The organism is Pseudomonas saudiphocaensis (assembly GCF_000756775.1).
GTDB lineage: Bacteria > Pseudomonadota > Gammaproteobacteria > Pseudomonadales > Pseudomonadaceae > Stutzerimonas > Stutzerimonas saudiphocaensis.
This window is the reverse complement of sequence record NZ_CCSF01000001.1, coordinates 1947980-1965625: the sequence shown is the minus strand read 5'-3', so window position 1 is coordinate 1965625 and position 17646 is coordinate 1947980. Positions and strand designations below refer to the sequence as shown.

The 17646-nt window shown below is 62.5% G+C and carries 16 protein-coding genes; 4 read left to right on the top strand and 12 right to left on the bottom strand.

The features are described from left to right. Window positions 1-194: 194 nt before the first annotated feature. The 10 genes from lnt to BN1079_RS09130 all read right to left on the bottom strand — a co-directional run bounded on the left by lnt (window position 195) and on the right by BN1079_RS09130 (window position 9788). Complete coding sequence (gene lnt, locus BN1079_RS09175; RefSeq protein ID WP_037023842.1) at window positions 195-1715, bottom strand: apolipoprotein N-acyltransferase; 1521 nt, start codon at window positions 1713-1715, stop codon at window positions 195-197. A 127-nt stretch (window positions 1716-1842) separates the two neighbouring features. Beyond that, window positions 1843-2691: an HlyC/CorC family transporter gene (locus BN1079_RS09170; RefSeq protein WP_037023840.1), complete on the bottom strand. Its 849-nt coding sequence runs from the start codon at window positions 2689-2691 to the stop codon at window positions 1843-1845. 39 nt (window positions 2692-2730) lie between these two features. Beyond that, window positions 2731-3183: an rRNA maturation RNase YbeY gene (gene ybeY, locus BN1079_RS09165; protein WP_037023839.1), complete on the bottom strand. Its 453-nt coding sequence runs from the start codon at window positions 3181-3183 to the stop codon at window positions 2731-2733. Further along, a complete protein-coding gene (locus tag BN1079_RS09160) occupies window positions 3180-4160 on the bottom strand; it encodes a PhoH family protein (protein WP_037023838.1) in 981 nt (326 codons plus the stop codon). Before BN1079_RS09160 ends, ybeY begins: the two co-directional genes overlap by 4 nt. A 155-nt stretch (window positions 4161-4315) precedes the next feature. Continuing rightward, complete coding sequence (gene miaB / locus BN1079_RS09155) at window positions 4316-5644, bottom strand: tRNA (N6-isopentenyl adenosine(37)-C2)-methylthiotransferase MiaB (protein ID WP_037023836.1); 1329 nt, start codon at window positions 5642-5644, stop codon at window positions 4316-4318. Window positions 5645-5709: 65 nt separating this feature from the next. Beyond that, complete coding sequence (locus BN1079_RS09150; protein WP_037023835.1) at window positions 5710-6234, bottom strand: tetratricopeptide repeat protein; 525 nt, start codon at window positions 6232-6234, stop codon at window positions 5710-5712. Window positions 6235-6353: 119 nt separating this feature from the next. Further along, window positions 6354-6992 carry a hypothetical protein gene (locus BN1079_RS09145; protein ID WP_037023833.1) on the bottom strand — a complete coding sequence of 213 codons (639 nt, stop codon included), beginning with the start codon at window positions 6990-6992 and terminating at the stop codon, window positions 6354-6356. Then, window positions 6989-8272 carry a glutamate-1-semialdehyde 2,1-aminomutase gene (gene hemL, locus BN1079_RS09140; protein ID WP_037023831.1) on the bottom strand — a complete coding sequence of 428 codons (1284 nt, stop codon included), beginning with the start codon at window positions 8270-8272 and terminating at the stop codon, window positions 6989-6991. The genes BN1079_RS09145 and hemL overlap by 4 nt, the downstream gene beginning before the upstream one ends. A gap of 66 nt (window positions 8273-8338) precedes the next feature. After that, window positions 8339-8980, bottom strand: coding sequence for a thiamine phosphate synthase (gene thiE / locus BN1079_RS09135; RefSeq protein WP_037023830.1), 642 nt, complete (start codon window positions 8978-8980; stop codon window positions 8339-8341). Between the two features lie 13 nt (window positions 8981-8993). After that, complete coding sequence (locus tag BN1079_RS09130) at window positions 8994-9788, bottom strand: bifunctional hydroxymethylpyrimidine kinase/phosphomethylpyrimidine kinase (RefSeq protein WP_037023829.1); 795 nt, start codon at window positions 9786-9788, stop codon at window positions 8994-8996. 196 nt (window positions 9789-9984) lie between these two features. On the opposite strand from BN1079_RS09130, the gene BN1079_RS09125 reads away from it, so the two are divergent. From BN1079_RS09125 to amn, 3 genes are all read left to right on the top strand, one after another. Then, complete coding sequence (locus BN1079_RS09125; RefSeq protein WP_037023828.1) at window positions 9985-11631, top strand: acyl-CoA dehydrogenase family protein; 1647 nt, start codon at window positions 9985-9987, stop codon at window positions 11629-11631. Between the two features lie 149 nt (window positions 11632-11780). Continuing rightward, entirely contained in the window at window positions 11781-12878 is a 1098-nt protein-coding gene (locus BN1079_RS09120; RefSeq protein ID WP_231850773.1) for a penta-EF hand family protein, read from the top strand. A gap of 85 nt (window positions 12879-12963) precedes the next feature. Then, window positions 12964-14436, top strand: coding sequence for an AMP nucleosidase (gene amn, locus BN1079_RS09115; protein WP_037023827.1), 1473 nt, complete (start codon window positions 12964-12966; stop codon window positions 14434-14436). An 834-nt stretch (window positions 14437-15270) separates the two neighbouring features. On the opposite strand, the gene BN1079_RS09110 is transcribed toward amn, so the two are convergent. Together BN1079_RS09110 and BN1079_RS09105 are read right to left on the bottom strand one after the other, a co-directional pair. Then, entirely contained in the window at window positions 15271-15768 is a 498-nt protein-coding gene (locus BN1079_RS09110; RefSeq protein WP_037026729.1) for a GNAT family N-acetyltransferase, read from the bottom strand. A 105-nt stretch (window positions 15769-15873) separates the two neighbouring features. Then, window positions 15874-16611: a class I SAM-dependent methyltransferase gene (locus BN1079_RS09105; protein ID WP_037023825.1), complete on the bottom strand. Its 738-nt coding sequence runs from the start codon at window positions 16609-16611 to the stop codon at window positions 15874-15876. 141 nt (window positions 16612-16752) lie between these two features. On the opposite strand from BN1079_RS09105, the gene BN1079_RS09100 reads away from it, so the two are divergent. After that, complete coding sequence (locus BN1079_RS09100; RefSeq protein ID WP_037023823.1) at window positions 16753-17619, top strand: DMT family transporter; 867 nt, start codon at window positions 16753-16755, stop codon at window positions 17617-17619. The last annotated feature ends 27 nt before the right edge of the window (window positions 17620-17646 follow it).

Below are 17646 nucleotides of genomic sequence, written 5' to 3'. Positions count from 1 at the left end.
GAACAAGTTCGGCCCTACAGGGCGGTTTTGCTCGCCAGGTTTAGCCGTTCCTTCGTCGCCACAGCGCCCAGCCCAGCACCACCGTGCATAGCACTATCAGTGGCCAGGAGCGCCATTGCAGCGCCGTAGGGTGGATGCCGCTTTTTACATCCACCACAAGCCGCGCAGTGCACGGGTGCCGGCACAGATGAAGCTCAACGCAGGGCATTTTGCCGTCGCCACAACGCCCAGCCCAGCAGCACCACGCACAGTCCGATTAATGGCCAGGAGCGCCACTGCAGGTAGGGCGTCAATCCCTGCATGGGCGTGACCTCGCCGTAGAGCACAGCCTGCTCGAACGCTGGAATCTGCTCGGTGATACGTCCCTTGGGGTCAATCAGCACGGTAACGCCATTGTTGGTCGCACGGATCATCCAGCGACCGGCTTCCAGTGCACGCATCTGGGCCATCTGCAGGTGTTGCAGGGGGCCGATGGAACGTCCGAACCAGGCGTCATTGCTGACGGTGAGGAGAATGTCGCTCTGCGCGGCCAGACTGGCAGCGAACTCGGGATATACCACTTCGTAGCAGATAAAAGGCGCGATCTTGAACCCTTTGGCCTCTAGCAGCGCCTGCCCCGGCTCGCCACGGGCGAAGTCGGACATGGGCAGGTCGAAGAATGCGATCAGCCCGCGCAACAGCTCTTGCAGCGGCACGTATTCGCCAAAGGGCACCAGCTTCTGCTTGAGGTAAGTGCCTTGAGCATCGCCGGTGCTGGTCAGTCCGTTGTAGTAGCGCAGCTCGCCTTCAGCGTTTGGTTGCCGTACCGGAACCCCAGTGATCAGCGCCGACTGCCGGTCCTCGGCGAAGCGGCCCATCATCTCCAAATAGCCTTCAGCGTGATCCTTGAGGATCGGCACCGCCGTTTCCGGCCAGACGATGAGGTCGGCAGGGCGGCTGCGGAAGGTCATATCGCGGTAGAGCAGCAGCTGCATTTCCAGCTTCTGCGGGTCCCATTTGAGGCTCTGGGCGACATTGCCCTGCATGGCCGCAACACTGATTGGGGCGGCCTTGACGCTGGTCCAGGCGTGCTGGCCGATGCCCAGTGCGCCGGCCCAGAGAGCAACCAGTGCCACCAGAGCCGTAGCCAGCGCGGCTTTTTGCGGCAGCAGGCGCGGCAGCTGGACGAGCAAGGCTGCCGTCAGGACGATCACAAAGCTCAGCAGCCAGACGCCGCCGAGCGGAGCGAGTGCTGCCAGTGGGCCTTCCAGCTGGCTGTAACCGAGGTATAACCAGGGGAAACCGGTCAATATCCACCCGCGTAGCGCGTCCAGAGCAAGCCAGAGGGCGGCGAAGGCGAGCGCGTCGAGCAGGGGCGCATTGGCAGCTTGGCGTAGCCAGCGCGCCCAGACCCAGCCCAGCAGAGCGAAGAACAAAGCCAGACCAGCGACGAAACCCAGTGTCAGTGCGCCGGCAAGCAGGGGTGGTGCCGCGCCGAAGTCATGGATGCTGACATACACCCAGCTGACCCCGGAGCTGAACAGGCCGAAGCCATAGCACCAGCCTCGACCCGCTGCCTGCTTGCCCGCAGCTTCACGTAGTCCCAGATACAGCAACCCGACCGAAACCAGAGCCAGCGGCCAGATATCAAAGGGCGCCAGGGAAAGAGTGGTCAGGGCGCCGGCGGCCAGCGCCAGCAGATTGCCCGGCCAGCCGGAGCGGGTGATCCAGTGCATCGGGACTCCTACGGGAAGAAAAAGCGCTGGAGGTGGGTTTGTTGAGGGAAACGCATTTATCGTTCCGTCGGCCGGTCGCTGTGGTGGATGTGAAAAGCGACATCCACCCCAGGTATTCAACGGACTGTCAGCGGCTTTCCGCCAAGCGCGTAATCCGCAGCATATGCACCCGGCGACTGTCTGCGTTGAGTACGCGGAAACGGAAACGCTCGATTTCTACCACCTCGTTGCGTTTTGGCAGGTGGCCAAAGGCGTTCATGACCAGACCGGCCACCGTATCGAATTCCTCATCGGGGAATTCGCTCTGAAAAAACTCGTTGAAGTTGCCGATGGGCGTCAGCGCCTTGACCAGGAAGTCACCGCTGGGCAGCGGACGAATATAGCTGTCTTCCTCGATATCGTGTTCGTCCTCGATATCGCCGACGATCTGTTCAAGCACGTCTTCGATGGTCACCAGGCCAGCCACTCCACCGTACTCGTCGATAACGATGGCCATGTGGCTGTGGTTGGCACGGAACTCGCGCAGCAGCACGTTGAGACGCTTGGACTCCGGAACGAAGGTCGCTGGCCGCAACAGGTCCTTGATGTCGAAGTTCGAGTGCGGGTCATCCTGCAGGATCAGCGGCAGCAGATCCTTGGCCAGCAGCACGCCGATAACCTCGTCGAGGCTGTCGCCAACCACGGGATAGCGCGAATGCGCAGCGGAAATGATCGCCGGCAGAAACTCCCTCGGCGACTGGTCGGCCCGGATGCTCATTACCTGCGAGCGCGGCACCATGATGTCGCGTACCTGCAGGTCGGCGACCTGAATGGCGCCCTCGACAATTGCCAGGGCTTCGGAGTCGAGCAGTTTGTTCTGGTGGGCGCCGCGCAAAACTTCCAGCAGTTCTTCGCGGTTTTTCGGCTCATGGGCAAAAGCCTGGGTGATTTTTCCAAACCACGACTTCTGCCCGTTGCTCGATCGATCTTCGCTCATGTCTTGACTCAATGGTCCTTTAATAAATACCCAAGCGGGTCATTCGTCAGCATAGGGGTCTGGATGACCCAGTTCAGCTAACAGTTGGCGTTCGAGGCTTTCCATTTCTTCGGCCTCATCGTCTTCGATGTGGTCGTAGCCCAGCAGGTGCAGGCAGCCGTGGATCACCAGATGCGCCCAATGCGCCTGCAGTGACTTGTCCTGTTCCGCCGCTTCCCGTTCGACCACCGGCACGCAGATGACCAGATCGCCGAGCAGTGGGATATCCAACAAACCGTCTGGGACATCAGCGGGAAACGACAGCACGTTGGTGGCGTAGTCCTTCTGCCGCCAGGTGCTGTTCAATTCGCGGCCTTCCGGCTCATCGACGAGACGGATGGTCAGCTCGGAGTCGGCGCTACGCTGGCGCAGCGCCAGTTCGCACCAGCGTCGCAGATCCGCCTCGGCGGGCGCCGTACCGCTGGTGGCGTATTGCAGATCAAGCTCGATCATGTGCGCGTTCCGGGCTTTTGATCTTCGAAGGCCTCGTAGGCTTCGACGATGCGCTGGACCAGCGGGTGGCGGACCACATCCTTGGGCTGGAAATGAGTGAAGCTGATGCCGTTGACGTCCTTGAGCACCTCCATCACGTGGCCCAGGCCTGACTTGGTGCCGCGCGGCAGGTCGACCTGAGTGATGTCGCCGGTGATCACTGCGGTAGAGCCGAAGCCGATCCGGGTGAGGAACATCTTCATCTGTTCCATGGTGGTGTTCTGGCTTTCGTCGAGGATGATGAAGCTGTTGTTCAGCGTCCGCCCGCGCATATAGGCCAGTGGTGCGATCTCGATAACCTGCTTCTCGATCAGCCGAGCGACGTGCTCGAAGCCGAGCATTTCGTAAAGGGCGTCGTACAGCGGGCGCAGGTAGGGGTCGATCTTCTGCGCCAGGTCGCCGGGCAGGAAACCGAGCTTCTCGCCCGCTTCGACTGCAGGGCGCACCAGCAGAATGCGGCGGACCTGTTCACGCTCCAGTGCATCGACGGCGCATGCGACAGCCAGATAGGTCTTGCCAGTGCCTGCTGGGCCGATGCCGAAGTTGATGTCGTTGTTCAGGATCGACTGCACATAGCGCTGCTGATTGGCGCCGCGTGGGCGGATGTTGCCCTTGCGGGTGCGCAGAGAAATATTCGGCGTGGTAGAGGGGTTGGCCAGCTCTTCCATGCCCGACTCCTGCAGGAACAGGTGAACCAGATCCGGTGACAGCTCGGTGTTCTTGGCTTCACGGTACAGGCGGCGCAGCAGGTGTTCGGCGGACTTGACGATATCGCTCGGGCCGACCAGTTCAAACTGATTGCCACGGTTGCGAATCTCAAGCTTCAGGCGCTGTTCTATCAGTCGCAGATGCTCGTCGAATTGGCCGCAGAGATTGGCGAAGCGGTTGGCTTCAAAGGGTTCGAGGGTAAAACGTAAAGGTTCTGTGGGGGCGTTCAAGGGCTTTTGATTGACCGTGCTCGGCAGTTAGGAAAACGAAGAATAGCGCCGTAGGCGAAAAAAAACAGCGCAATGCGAAAAAGCAGCTTAGCGGCATTGCCGTAGGGCTGAGTTTGTTAGGCAAATACAGGGCCGAACAAGTTCGGCCCTGTAGTTCAGGAGACCAGCGTCCCGCGCAACGAATGCGGCAGCGCTTCGTCGATGTGCACGTCGACGAACTGGCCGATCAGTCGCGGGTTGTCGCAGCGGAAGTTGACGATGCGGTTGTGTTCGGTACGGCCCTGGAGCATGCCGGGGTCCTTCTTGGAGTAATCCGTGACCAGGATGCGCTGAGTGGTGCCTGCCATCCGCCGGCTGTGCTCGAAGCCCTGCTGGTTGATGCGCTGCTGCAGGATTGCCAGGCGCTGCTTCTTCACCTCTTCGGGGGTCTCATCGGCCAGATCCGCCGCAGGCGTGCCGGGGCGCGAGCTGTAGACGAAGGAGTAGGAGAAGTCGAAGCCGACCTCCTCGATCAGCTTCATGGTCTGCTCGAAATCCTTGTCGGTCTCGCCGGGGAAACCGACGATGAAGTCCGAGCTGATCAGAATGTCCGGCACCGCTGCCTTGAGTTTGCGAATGCGCGACTTGTACTCCAGCGCCGTATGGTTGCGCTTCATGCCGGCCAGCACTCGGTCGGAACCGGACTGCACCGGCAGGTGCAGGTATTTCACCAGTTCCGGCACTTCGGCGTGGGCCTGGATCAGGGCGTCGGAGAATTCCAGCGGGTGGCTGGTGGTATAGCGGATGCGGTCGATGCCATCGACGGCAGCAACGACGCGAATCAGTTCGGCCAGGTCGGCGGTGCGCCCGTCATGGGTTGCGCCGCGATAGCCGTTGACGTTCTGCCCCAGCAGCGTGATTTCGCGTACGCCGTGCTCGGCCAGGTGGATCACCTCTGCCAGAACATCATCGAAGGGGCGGCTGACTTCTTCACCACGGGTGTAGGGCACCACGCAAAAGGTGCAGTACTTGCTGCAGCCTTCCATGACCGAGACATAGGCTGTCGGGCCGTCGACGCGCGGCTCAGGCAGGCGGTCGAATTTCTCGATTTCGGGGAAGGAAATGTCCACCTGAGGTTGCTGGGTGGTACGCGCTGCATCGATCATTTCCGGCAGGCGATGCAGGGTCTGCGGGCCGAATACCACGTCCACATAGGGTGCGCGGTCGCGGATCGCGGCGCCTTCCTGGCTGGCTACGCAGCCACCCACACCGATGACCAGCTCGGGGTTGTCCTGCTTCAGTTCACGCCAGCGACCCAGCTGGGAGAAGACTTTCTCCTGCGCCTTCTCGCGAATCGAGCAGGTGTTGAGCAGAATCACATCGGCCTCGGCCGGGTTGGTGGTGATTTCGAGCGGTTGCTGCTCACCCAGCAAATCCACCATGCGCGAGCTGTCGTACTCGTTCATCTGGCAGCCGTGGGTTTCGATGTAGAGCTTGCGGGTCATGTTACGGGCCGGCGTTGTGCAAAAAATGACCGGGCATTATATGGGGATGAGCAGGGCGAGAAAAGCTATTCCCCCGCTGTCTGCAATTCCATCAGATAGCCACGGAAGATCTGGCCGAGAACCTGGGTGGCAATCTCCAGCTCATCGCGACGCATTTTTGCAGAGACCCGGTCGGCGGTGTCGAGTGCTTCTTCCTCGCCATTGACCGCAGACATTTTCAGCACCACATAGGCCTGTACATTGTTCGCCGGTACACCTTCGCCACGGAAGAACATCACCCCGAGGCGATGCTGCGCCAGTGCATGGCCTTGCAATGAGGCCTGCTCGAACCAGTACAGCGCTTTAGCAAGATCGCGAGGCGCCAGCTTGCCGTCGTAGTGGTACTCGCCCAGTTCGTAACTGGCTTGCACGTCACCGGCGCTGGCGGCCTGCTCACAGGCGTCCAGGGCCTCTCGCACGGCCTCAGGGGCGGTATTTAGCGCGCAGCGGGAAGTGGCGGGGATCAGCAGCGAGTTGCCGCCCGCGAAGACTGGCAGGGAGGTGAGTAGCAGCAAGCAGCCAAAAGCCAGGCTGCGGCCGGTGCGAGTCATGAATCAAAGCGCCTCGATGATCAGGGCGGTGATTGAAATATCGGTAAAAACGAGCCGACTGTCACATTATGGATAAGCCGTTGCCTGCTTACAAAGGCTTTCATTGGTTGGCAAGATTTTTATGCCTGTTCGAGGCTTTGCTCCTTGGCGCTGAGCGGCAGTTTGAGCAGTAGCCAGGCGATAAGCGGGCAGGCCAGTGCCAGGCAAAGCTGTTGGTAGTCAGCCAGCGGATTGCTGCCAATCGCCAGTCCGGTCCAGGGCAAGGAAGCCAGTAGCAGCATGCCGCCCAGGATTCCGGCTGCGGTTTGCCTGGGTACGGGCCCTTGCAGCAGGCCGGCATAAATGATCAGTAGGCCGCTGAACAGGCCGAGCGCCAGTGCGTAGGGATCGCTCCAACCCAGTTGCCTTGCCAGCTCGAAGAAGGCGCACAAGCCGAGCACGATGCGCCCCCAGGTCGGGCGGCTCCAGCTCCAGCGCCGGGCAAATGTCAGAGCAACCAGGCCAATCAGCGGCACACCAAGCAATAGCGTCGCCCGCAGCAGCCAGCGTTCGGCCTCGAAGGTGTCGAGGCCGAGCGCCAGGCGCGCCACTGCGCAGATGCCAACGCCCGCGGCGAGCCCGAAGGCGAGCAGCGCACAGAACAGCGCGGGTTGTCGTGGTTCGTCATAACCGCGACGGGCCAGGCCAATGCGGACGGCGCTGGCTGAGGCGAAAAGCATCAGCAGCGCCGCTTGCAGCAGTTCAGGTAGCAGGCTCATTTGAGGGTGGCGAAGGCTCGTTCGGCGGCATCCAGAGTCAGTTGCAGCTCGGTTTCGCCGTGGGCGATGGAGGTGAAGCCCGCCTCGTAGGCACTTGGCGCCAGGTAGACACCCCCTTCGAGCATGGCGTGGAAGAACTGCTTGAAGCGCTCGGCATCGCTCTGCATCACGTCATCGAAGGTGACGATGTCGTCCGCTCCGCTGAAGTAGAGGCCGAACATGCCGCCCACCTGGGTGGTGACGAACGGAATGCCGGCCGCATCGGCGCGATCCTGCAGGCCTTGCAGCATGCGGCTGGTGTAGTCGGTCAGCTCGGCGTGGAAGCCGGGGCGGCTGATCAGCTTGAGCGTGGTCAGGCCGGCGGCCATCGCCAGCGGGTTGCCGGAGAGCGTGCCGGCCTGGTAGACCGGGCCGAGCGGGGCGATGCATTCCATGATGGCGCGTTTGCCACCGAAGCAGCCAACGGGCATGCCGCCGCCGATGATCTTGCCGAAGGTGGATAGATCCGGCGTGACGCCGTAGTGCGCCTGGGCGCCGCCGAGGGCGACGCGGAAGCCGGTCATCACCTCATCGAAAATCAGCACGACGCCGTGCTTGTCGCACAGGCTGCGCAAGCCTTCGAGGAAGCCCGGTGCCGGTGGCACGCAGTTCATGTTGCCAGCGACCGGCTCGACGATGATGCAGGCGATCTGCTCGCCCTTCTCGGCCAGTGTGGCTTCGACTTCGGCCAGATCGTTGTAGGTCAGGGTCAGGGTGTGCTTGGCAAAATCCGCGGGTACGCCGGCGGAGCTCGGCACGCCCTGAGTGAGAGCGCCGGAGCCAGCCTTGACCAGCAGGCTGTCGGAGTGACCGTGGTAACAGCCTTCGAACTTGATGATGCTGTCGCGGCCGGTGTAGCCGCGGGCCAGGCGGATCGCGCTCATGGTCGCCTCGGTGCCGGAGCTGACCATGCGTACCATCTCCATCGACGGCACCATGCTGCAGACCAGTTCGGCCATCTCGGTTTCCATCGCCGTCGGTGCGCCGTAGGACAGGCCGTGTTGCAGCTGGCGACGTACGGAGTCGAGCACCTCGGGATGGCTGTGACCCAGAATCATCGGGCCCCAGGAACCGACGTAATCGACGTAGCGCTTGCCGTCCTCGTCCGTTACATAGGCGCCTTCGGCATGCTTGAGAAACAGCGGCGTGCCGCCGACGCTGCGGAAGGCGCGCACAGGCGAGTTGACGCCACCGGGGATGTGGTTCTGGGCGCTGGCGAAGAGGATTTCGGAACGGGACATGTTGGGCCTCGCGGTAATAAAGGAATCAATGATGTGCTGATGCAGCCGAGACTGTCATGAGGATGGTCAGCCGGCGGCGAACAGCGAGCTGAATGCGCGCGCGCGACGTTCAACTTCACTGGCCGAATCAGCAGCGAACAAGGCGTGGACCACCGCTACCAGGCTGGCACCACTGGCGATCAGCTGTGAGGCGTTATCCAGGGTTACGCCGCCAATGGCGACGATGGGCAGGGCGACGTGTTGGCGAGCCTGCTCCAGCAGTTCAAGCGTGGCAGCGGGCGCGCCGGGTTTGGTATTGGAGTTGAAGAAGCGGCCGAAGGCGACGTAGCTGGCGCCTTCGCGGCGAGCCTGCTCTGCCAGCTCGATGCTGGCATGGCAGGTGGCACCGATGACCGCACGGCCACCCAGCAGGGCGCGGGCGGTTGCCAGCGAACCGTCTTCCTGGCCCAGATGCAGGCCCACGCCCAGCCGTGCGGCGAGCTCGGCATCGTCGTTGATGATCAGGGTGGCGCCATGGCGCTCGCACAATTCGCGCAACGCGTCGGCTTCACGCAGGCGTGTGGCAGCGCTGCCGACCTTGTCGCGGTACTGCAGCAGGCGCGCGCCGCCCTTGAGCGCCGCTTCGGCATAGGGCAGCAAGCGGCCGTCGGCCAGCAGTTTGCTGTCGGTGATGGCGTAGAGGCCACGCAGTTTGTTCACGCCCTTCATGCAGTCGCTCCTTTCAGTTCAGCTCCAGTGGCAACCGGCGCGGGATGTACTGGCCGCGCCCGGGTGCTTCGGCGTCGCGCAGGGTACGCCAGGTGTAGTCGAGAGCAGTCCTGACCGCGCTGGGAAGGGCTTCGCCCAATGCCAGGCGACCGGAGAGTGCGCTGGCCAGGGTGCAGCCGGAACCGTGATAGCTGCCGGGCAGGCGTTCGCAGAGGAATTCATGGCGACTGCCGTCGCGTGAGTACAGACGGTTGACCACCTCGGTCTCCTCGCCGTGGCCGCCGGTGATCAGCAGATGGCGCACGTAGGGCAGCAGTTTCTCGGCGCATTCGTCGGCAGTACCTTCCGGCAGTTCGGCAAGGATGCGCGCTTCGGGCAGGTTGGGTGTGGCGATGGCGGCTACTGGCATCAGTCGCTCGCGCATGGCGTAGCCGACTTCATTCTTACCCAGCGCGCCGCCACCTCCGGCGCGCAGCACCGGGTCGCACACCAGCGGAACGCCAGGCAGCTTCTGCATGATTTCCAGCACTGTTTCGACCATTTCCACCGAGCCGAGCATGCCCAGCTTGACGGCAGCAACCGGCAGGTCGGCAATCACCGCATTGGCCTGTGCCAGTACCCATTCGCGATCCAGTACGCGGAAATCGCTGACGTCCACGGTGTCCTGAACAGTCAGCGCGGTTACGGTCGGTGCTGCGTGGCAGCCCTGGGCAATCAGCGCTTCAATATCTGCCTGCAGGCCCGCGCCGCCACTCGGGTCGTGACCGGAGAGGCAGAGAACGACAGGACGAGAGCAAGGGCCGGTCATCGAAAGATCTCCGAATAAAGGGGGGTAGTGGCCGATCCGGCCAGTTTTGAGACGTGGCAGCTTATCACCATTCGTCCGGTGCGGCCCGCACGCTCCGGCTCCCTGGCGCAGGCTTTTGGCTGAAACCCCGCTTTTTATTATCTGCCTGCGTGCTTCACTTTCGTGATGCTTTTCTTCTTCGCCGAGGACGCTAGCCATGAGCCTGAATCCATACGCCGAAACCCACGAAGTAACCAATCAGGTGCCGCCGCTTGATGGCGCCAACCTGTATCGGCTCGACCTGCCGTTGCAGCAATGGGTGCACCGTTATCAGGGCGGCTGGGCCGAAACGCGGCTTGACGCCTATGGTGCGTTGGCCGGTGGCCCGCTGATGGCGGCGGGTTTTCTCGCCAATGAAAATCGGCCCGTGTTCAGAAGTCACGACCGCTACGGCCATCGTATCGACCAGGTGGACTTTCATCCCGCCTACCACGAGCTGATGCGCACAGGGATTGAACACGGGATTCCCTCGCTGCCCTGGGCTGATCCGCAACCCGGTGCCCAGGTTGCCCGAGCCGGCCTGATGTACCTGCACAACCAGGCCGAGGCGGGCAGCAGTTGCCCGTTGACCATGACCTTCGCCAGCGTTCCGGCCCTGCGCTTGCAGCCGGAAATCGCCGCCATCTGGTTGCCCAAGGTGCTCGCCACCGAATATGACCCGCGCAATGTGCCCATGGAGCAGAAGGCCGGTGTCACCATCGGCATGGCCATGACTGAAAAGCAGGGCGGCACCGACGTGCGGGCCAACACTACCCGCGCGCACCCGGTCGGCTCAGGGGGGCCGGGGCAGCTCTACGAACTGGTCGGCCACAAGTGGTTCTGCTCAGCGCCCATGTGCGATGCCTTCCTCACCCTGGCGCAGACGGACAGGGGGCTGTCGTGCTTCCTGCTGCCGCGCCATCGTCCGGACGGCACGCGCAACGCCTTCCAGATTCAGCGGCTGAAAAACAAATTGGGCAACTGGTCCAACGCTTCAAGTGAAGTCGAGTACCGGGGCGCACTGGCCTGGATGGTCGGCGAGGAAGGGCGCGGCGTACCGACCATTATCGAAATGGTCGGCATGACCCGCTTCGACTGCATGATCGGCTCCAGTTCGTTGATGCGCCAGGCGCTGACCCAGGCGCTGCATCACTGCACGCACCGCCACGTCGGCGGGCGGGCGCTGATCGAACAGCCGCTGATGCGCAATGTGCTGGCCGATCTCGCACTGGAAAGCGAGGCCGCGCTGGCGCTGACCCTGCGTATGGCCAAGGCGCTGGATAGCGCCACTGACGAGCAGGAAAGCAAGTTCGCCCGGTTGGTCACCGCCGTCGGCAAATACTGGATCTGCAAGCGCGCCCCGAACATGATCGCTGAGGCCAGCGAATGCCTCGGTGGCGCCGGCTACGTCGAGGAAACCATCCTCCCGCGGCTGTACCGCGAGGCACCGGTCAATTCCATCTGGGAGGGTTCCGGCAACGTGCAATGCCTGGATGTGTTGCGCGCCCTGTCGAAGGAGCCGGGCGTTCTCGATGCGCTGCTGGCCGAGCTCGGGGATGGGCATGGGGATGCGCGCCTCAAGGCGCACGTCGAGCGGCTGGGTATGGCACTGCGCGACACCGACGATATGCAGTACCGCGCCCGCCAGCTCACCGAAGATATCGCCGTGGCCTTGCAGGCTGGACTCTTGTTGGAGGCGGGGAACGCCGCAGTCAGTGATGCCTTTATCGCCAGTCGGTTGATGGGGGCGGGGCACGAGTACGGGACCTTGCCAAAGGGGCTGGATATTCAGGCGCTGCTGGAGCGCAGTGCGCCTATTGCGTAACCCGTGGAGAAAAGCCGGTCTCGCAAGCTTCACCTTGATGCAGAGAAGATCGAGCAGGCCGCGGCATCGGCCAGCCGCACGAACTCCCGTTCTATTGCTCAACTTTTGCTCAATGATGCCGAAATAATGTCATTGGCAGGAGGTAGGCAGTGCACATCATTTCGAGTCAACAGTTTGGGTTGAACGTCGAGCGGCAGTTCATCGCTGGACGCGAGGTCAGCGAGACGCTGGATCTGCAGCGCGGCAGCCAGCGCCTGCAACTCAGCCATCACGAGCGCAGTGAAGTACGCAGCTCCAGCCGGGCCGAGGTACAGCTTGCCGAGGCGCGCCCGGTGCTTTCCGAACGGCAACTGGAGCGCCTCGGCGAAGGTCTGCCGCAGACGGCTCCGGCAGCTGGCAGTGAGGAGGCACAAAGCTTCGACTTCACACCCGACGAGGAAAGCCTGCACAAGCTCCGCATGCTTCTGGTGGTGCTGGGGCGCAGCGCGGAAGAGATCGACGCGACGCTGGGCAAGCTGGCCGAAGGATTGTCCATGCCGGTGGCAACGGCAACTGCTGCCGGAGCTGCCGAAGCCGGCAGTGGCGACTTCCTCAACTACCAGTACAGCGTGCAGGAGTGGCGCGGCGAGTCGCTGAGCGTCACGGCCAGCGGAACCGTCAACACCGCCGACGGCCGCACCATCCAGTACGGGCTGAGTCTGGAAATGCTCAGCATGCAGTACAGCAGCGCGAATGTTTCAGTACGTGCCGGGGCGGCCCTCAAGGACCCGCTGGTACTCAACCTGGACGGCGGCCCGGTACGCCTGGAAGGCACCAAGCGCGTCGATTTCGATCTGGATGCCGATGGCAAGCGCGACAGCATGGCCGGTCTCGCCTCCGGCAGCGCCTTCCTGGCGCTGGACCGTAACGGCAATGGCCGCATCGACGATGGCCGCGAGCTGTTCGGCGCCCTCTCCGGTGACGGCTTCGCCGACCTGAGCACCTATGACGAAGACGGCAACGGCTTTATCGACGAAGGTGACAGCATCTTCGAACAGCTGCGTTTGTGGCGCCCGGATGCCCAGGGCAAGGGCGAACTGGTGGACCTGCTCACCGCCGGCGTCGGCGCCATCGGTCTCGCCCGTGCCTATGGCGACTTCGACCTGATCGCCCAGCAGCAATTGGAAGGGCGGGTGAGGAGCACCGGATTCTTCCTTTTCGAGAATGGTCAGGCGGGAAGCGTGCAGCAGATCGATCTGGCGATCTGATGGCAGCAGGGTTTGCCAGCGGACATGTCATTGCCATCAAAACGAGGCAAGATGACCGCAAGCAATGCAATCAGGAGCCCAATTCGTGACCAGCGATTCTTCTACTTTTGTTACCGCTCCGACCGCCGAAGCCGCAGTGGATCGGCTTGCCGAGCTGCATCAGCAAGCCTCTTCGGCCCTACATGATGCGCTTAAGCGTTATGTGGCTACACGCACCGAGCCGAGTGCCGCCGAGCGTGCGCTGTTCCGTTATCCCGAGTTGCGCCTGACCTATGCCTGTCAGGGTGAGGTGCCGACGTCCACCCGTGCCTATGCCAAGGTGCAGGCGCCGGGTGTGTACAGTGTGGCGGTGACGCATCCGGCGGCGTTTCGCGGTTATCTGCTCGACCAGCTGAAGCCGCTGATTGAGGATTTCAACGTCAAGCTGGAAGTCGGCATCAGCGATCGCAACATCCCCTATCCCTACGTGATCGAGCAGGGCGACGAGCTGTCCGGTAGCGGCGTGACGGCGGCGGAGCTGGCGCGGGTATTTCCCAGTACCGACCTGTCTGCGGCGACCGACGATATCGCCGATGGGCTCTATGACTGGGAGAACGCCGATCCCTATCCGCTGGCACTGTTCCATGCTGCGCGGGTGGACTTTTCCCTGCGGCGGCTGGTGCATTACACCGGCAGCGACTGGCGTCACGTGCAGCCCTGGATCCTGCTGACCAACTATCACCGCTATGTCGACCAGTTCATTCGTCATGGCCTGGACATGCTGCGCGACGACAGCCGTTTCGTGCGCATGGTGTTGCCGGGCAACGTGATCATTGAGCGCGGCATGGAGGAGGGCGAGGCCCAGGCGATCATCGGCAGCGTGCTCTGGCACCGTTTTCAGATGCCTGCCTACCACCTGATCAGCGAGGATGGTCACGGCGTCACTCTGGTGAATATCGGTGTCGGCCCGTCCAATGCCAAGAACATCACCGACCACCTGGCTGTGCTGCGCCCGCATTGCTGGTTGATGATCGGACACTGCGGCGGGCTGCGGCAGTCGCAGTCCATCGGCGACTACGTGCTGGCCCACGCCTATATGCGTCGCGACGGCATTCTCGATCGGGTGTTGCCGCCCAATATTCCGCTGCCGGCACTGGCCGAGGTGCAGCAGGCATTGCAGGAGGCGGCCGCACTAGTCACCGGCGACAAGGGTGAGGCGCTGAAGAAACGCCTGCGCACCGGCACGGTACTGACCTACGACGACCGCAACTGGGAATTGCGCTGGGCGCAGGAACGGCCGCTGATCAACCTGTCGCGCGCGGTGGCGGTGGATATGGAAAGCGGCACCATCGCCGCCCAGGGATACCGGTTGCGGGTGCCTTACGGCACGTTGTTGTGCGTTTCGGACAAGCCCCTGCACAGCGAGATCAAGCTGCCCGGTTCGGCCAATGCCTTCTACGAGCGAGCCGTGACCCAGCATCTGAAGATCGGCATCGCCGCCCTGGATCTGCTGCGTTGCCAGCTCAACTCGCTGCACTCGCGCAAGCTGAGGAGCTTCGACGAGCCGCCGTTCCGTTAAGCGTTTGGCTTGATCAAGGCACAGGGTGGACGTCGCGCAGCACGTCCACGCGTTTGGTGTGGTTCGACAAAGACGCGTGGAAGATGCTTCGCAGTCTTCCACCCTACGGCCGTCTCCCGCTCCGGTGCTTACAGTTTCGTAGGATGGACGTCGCGCAGCACGTCCACGCGTTTGGTGTGGTCCGACGCAGGCGCGTGGAAGATGCTTCGCAGTCTTCCACCCTACGGCCGTCTCCCGCTCCGGTGCTTACAGTTTCGTAGGGTGGACGCCGCGGAGCACGTCCACGCGTTTGGTGTGGTCCGACACAGGCGCGTGGAAGGTGCTTCGCAGTCTTCCACCCTACGGCCATCTCCCGCTCCGGTGCTTACAGTTTCGTAGGTGGACGTCGCGGAGCACGTCCACGCGTTTGGTGTGGTTCGACAAAGACGCGTGGAAGATGCTTCGCAGTCTTCCACCCTACGGCCGTCTCCCGCTCCGGTGCTTACAGTTTCGTAGGGTGGACGTCGCGGAGCACGTCCACGCGTTTGGTGTGGTTCGACACAGACGCGTGGAAGATGCTTCGCAGTCTTCCACCCTACGGCCGTCTCCCGCTCCGGTGCTTACAGTTTCGTAGGGTGGACGTCGCGCAGCACGTCCACGCGTTTGGTGTGGTCCGATGCAGGCGCGTGGAAGATGCTTCGCAGTCTTTCACCCTACGCCATCTCCCGCTCCGGTGCTTACAGTTTCGTAGGGTGGACGTCGCGGAGCACGTCTACGCGTTTGGTGTGTCCGACGCAGATGCGTGGAAGATGCTTTGCAGTCTTCCACCCTACGTCGGTATCCCGCTCCGGTGTTTTATGCGCTTGCCAGCGTATCGAGGCTGCGCACCATGTATACGGCGGGAATGCGGTAGCTGGCCAGGTTGCTGGCCTGTGGCGCCGAGAGTTTTTCCTCAGGCTCGAAGCCCAGGCGTGACCAGAAACCCTGGGAGTCCTGCACCGAGACCAGTGCCGAGTAGCGCAGCTTTGCCGCCCCGGCTCGTTGCAGCTTGTGCCTTACCAGTGCCGGGCCGATGCCGCGACCGGCGGCGCGGCTGGCTACGGCCAGATCGTGCAGGTAGAGACAGTCGGCTTCGGCAAGGGGCTGGAAGTCACCATCCAGCGGCGTTACCTGGCCGAGTCTTGAGGGGTAGGCGAACAGATAGGCGCAGACACCGTCGGCATCCTCGGCCACCCAGGCCTGCTGCGGGCAGGCCGCCAGGCGGGCGCGTATGACGGCTTCTTCTTCATGCAGCTGTGGGGCGTAAACCTGTTCCTGAATCGACATCACGGCAGGGATATCACTCGCCTGCATCGTCCTGAAACTGAACATTTCACCACTCTCGAACGGCATCGGGCCGGCAAGCGACCCGCAAAAAAGCGCCGATCATACGCTATCGGCAGACACCGAAGGCAAAGATCAGACCGAGGGAGAGCGGAAGCGACAGGTCAGGTAGCGATTGCTGAAACCGTAGCGCAGCATCGAGGCAAGCCGGCGCAGCAGGTATAGCGGGTTCTTGCGGTAGTAGGCCAGCACCGCATTGCCGACGCCTTCGGAGCGATGCAGTTTGCTGGGGCGGCGCTGAAACAGACCCTTGAACTGCCACCACTGGATCTGTTCGTAGCGTTCCTGCGGCAGTAACCCGTAGGGGCGGAACAGGGCGAAGAAGCTGCGAGTACTGAAATCGTGGAGGTGATGCGGGTTGCCGTCCAGCGTCGGGGTGACGGGCACCGAGGCAATGATCTGACCGCCATCGGCGAGCAGGGCGGCGCAGTTTTCGATCAGCTGGCGCGGGCGCGGCAGGTGTTCGATGGTTTCCAGGCTGACGATGCAGTCGAATTTTTCTTCGCTGCGAAAGCTTTCGGCATCGGCGCAGATATAAGTGAGGTTGGGCCGCTGGTAATGCGCCTGGGCGAAGGCGATTGCGGCCGGGTCGATATCCACGCCGACTATCGTCTTGTCCGGGTTCAGCTCAGCTAGGCGATCGCTGCCGTAACCGCAGCCGCAGGCCATGTCCAACACCCGTGCGCCGGTCAATCGGGTAGCGGCAAAATCGTAGCGTTCCAGATGGATGCGCAGCGTCTCTCGGTCGTCCTCGTTGTTGGCATCCAGTTGCGGTGGGTAGATGCGTTCGAGGGTCAGCGAGGGTGTATGCATGAGTGCAAGATCCGGGACTGGGCGGCGGCGACTATAAAACAGTCATGGCATCTTGCCCATCCGTGCCACTGGCCGGCCCCTGACGAAAGCCGCATTTTCTGGCACAATACTTAGGATGCTAATTAAGTCCCTAGCCCTTTTATGAACAACTCCAACAAGCCTTTGCTTGGAGTTCTGCTCATCCTGGGGGCGTGTCTGTTGTTGGCGACCCATGATGGATTGTCCAAGCAGCTGACTCAGTTCTATCCGGTACTGGTGATCATCTGGGCGCGCTACCTGGCGCAAACCGTCCTGATGGCAGGCCTGTTTGCACCGCGCATGGGGCGGCGGGTGGTCCGTACAAAGCGGCCTGGGCTGCAATTGTTCCGCGGGCTGAGCCAGGTGGGCATCAGCATTCTGTTTATCAGTGGCTTGCGTTACATCCCCTTGGCCGAGGCCACGGCAGTAATCTTCCTGACACCGTTATTGGTGACCATTGCCTCGGCGATGCTGGGCGAGACGGTCAGCCGTAGCCAGTGGTTGGCAGTGGGTTGTGGCCTGCTGGGGGTGATGATCATAGTGCGTCCCGGTGGCGCGCTGTTTACCCCGGCGATTCTGCTGCCCTTTGGGGCGGCGGTGTGTTTCACCCTCTATCAGTTGCTGACACGACGGCTCGCTGGCACCGAGCATCCGGTGACCAGCAATTTCCTCAGCAGCCTGGTGGGCACTCTGGTGACCAGCGCGCTGGTGCTGCTGGAATGGCGTACGCCGACCCTGGCGGATGCTGCGCTGATGGCTGCGCTGGGCGCCATGGCGATGACCGGCCACCTGCTGCTGACCAATGCCTTCCGCTTTGCCAGTGCAGCGATGCTGGCGCCCTTCACCTACGCGCAGATCATCTTTGCCGGTGTGGTGGGGCTAATCCTGTTCAGTCACGCGCCGGACGCCGGTGCGATGCTGGGCATGGCCATCATCATCGCCAGCGGTTTTGCCGTGGCCTGTGTGCAGAGCAGGCGCGTAAGTGATTGAAATAATGACAATGTGCCCTCAGGTCAT

Coding starts and splice junctions, on each gene's coding strand:
- lnt (WP_037023842.1), bottom strand. CDS start 1,715: ATGCACTGGATCACCCGCTCCGGCTGGCCGGGCAATCTGCTGGCGCTG.
- BN1079_RS09170 (WP_037023840.1), bottom strand. CDS start 2,691: ATGAGCGAAGATCGATCGAGCAACGGGCAGAAGTCGTGGTTTGGAAAA.
- ybeY (WP_037023839.1), bottom strand. CDS start 3,183: ATGATCGAGCTTGATCTGCAATACGCCACCAGCGGTACGGCGCCCGCC.
- miaB (WP_037023836.1), bottom strand. CDS start 5,644: ATGACCCGCAAGCTCTACATCGAAACCCACGGCTGCCAGATGAACGAG.
- BN1079_RS09150 (WP_037023835.1), bottom strand. CDS start 6,234: ATGACTCGCACCGGCCGCAGCCTGGCTTTTGGCTGCTTGCTGCTACTC.
- BN1079_RS09145 (WP_037023833.1), bottom strand. CDS start 6,992: ATGAGCCTGCTACCTGAACTGCTGCAAGCGGCGCTGCTGATGCTTTTC.
- hemL (WP_037023831.1), bottom strand. CDS start 8,272: ATGTCCCGTTCCGAAATCCTCTTCGCCAGCGCCCAGAACCACATCCCC.
- thiE (WP_037023830.1), bottom strand. CDS start 8,980: ATGAAGGGCGTGAACAAACTGCGTGGCCTCTACGCCATCACCGACAGC.
- BN1079_RS09130 (WP_037023829.1), bottom strand. CDS start 9,788: ATGACCGGCCCTTGCTCTCGTCCTGTCGTTCTCTGCCTCTCCGGTCAC.
- BN1079_RS09125 (WP_037023828.1), top strand. CDS start 9,985: ATGAGCCTGAATCCATACGCCGAAACCCACGAAGTAACCAATCAGGTG.
- BN1079_RS09110 (WP_037026729.1), bottom strand. CDS start 15,768: ATGCAGGCGAGTGATATCCCTGCCGTGATGTCGATTCAGGAACAGGTT.
- BN1079_RS09105 (WP_037023825.1), bottom strand. CDS start 16,611: ATGCATACACCCTCGCTGACCCTCGAACGCATCTACCCACCGCAACTG.
- BN1079_RS09100 (WP_037023823.1), top strand. CDS start 16,753: ATGAACAACTCCAACAAGCCTTTGCTTGGAGTTCTGCTCATCCTGGGG.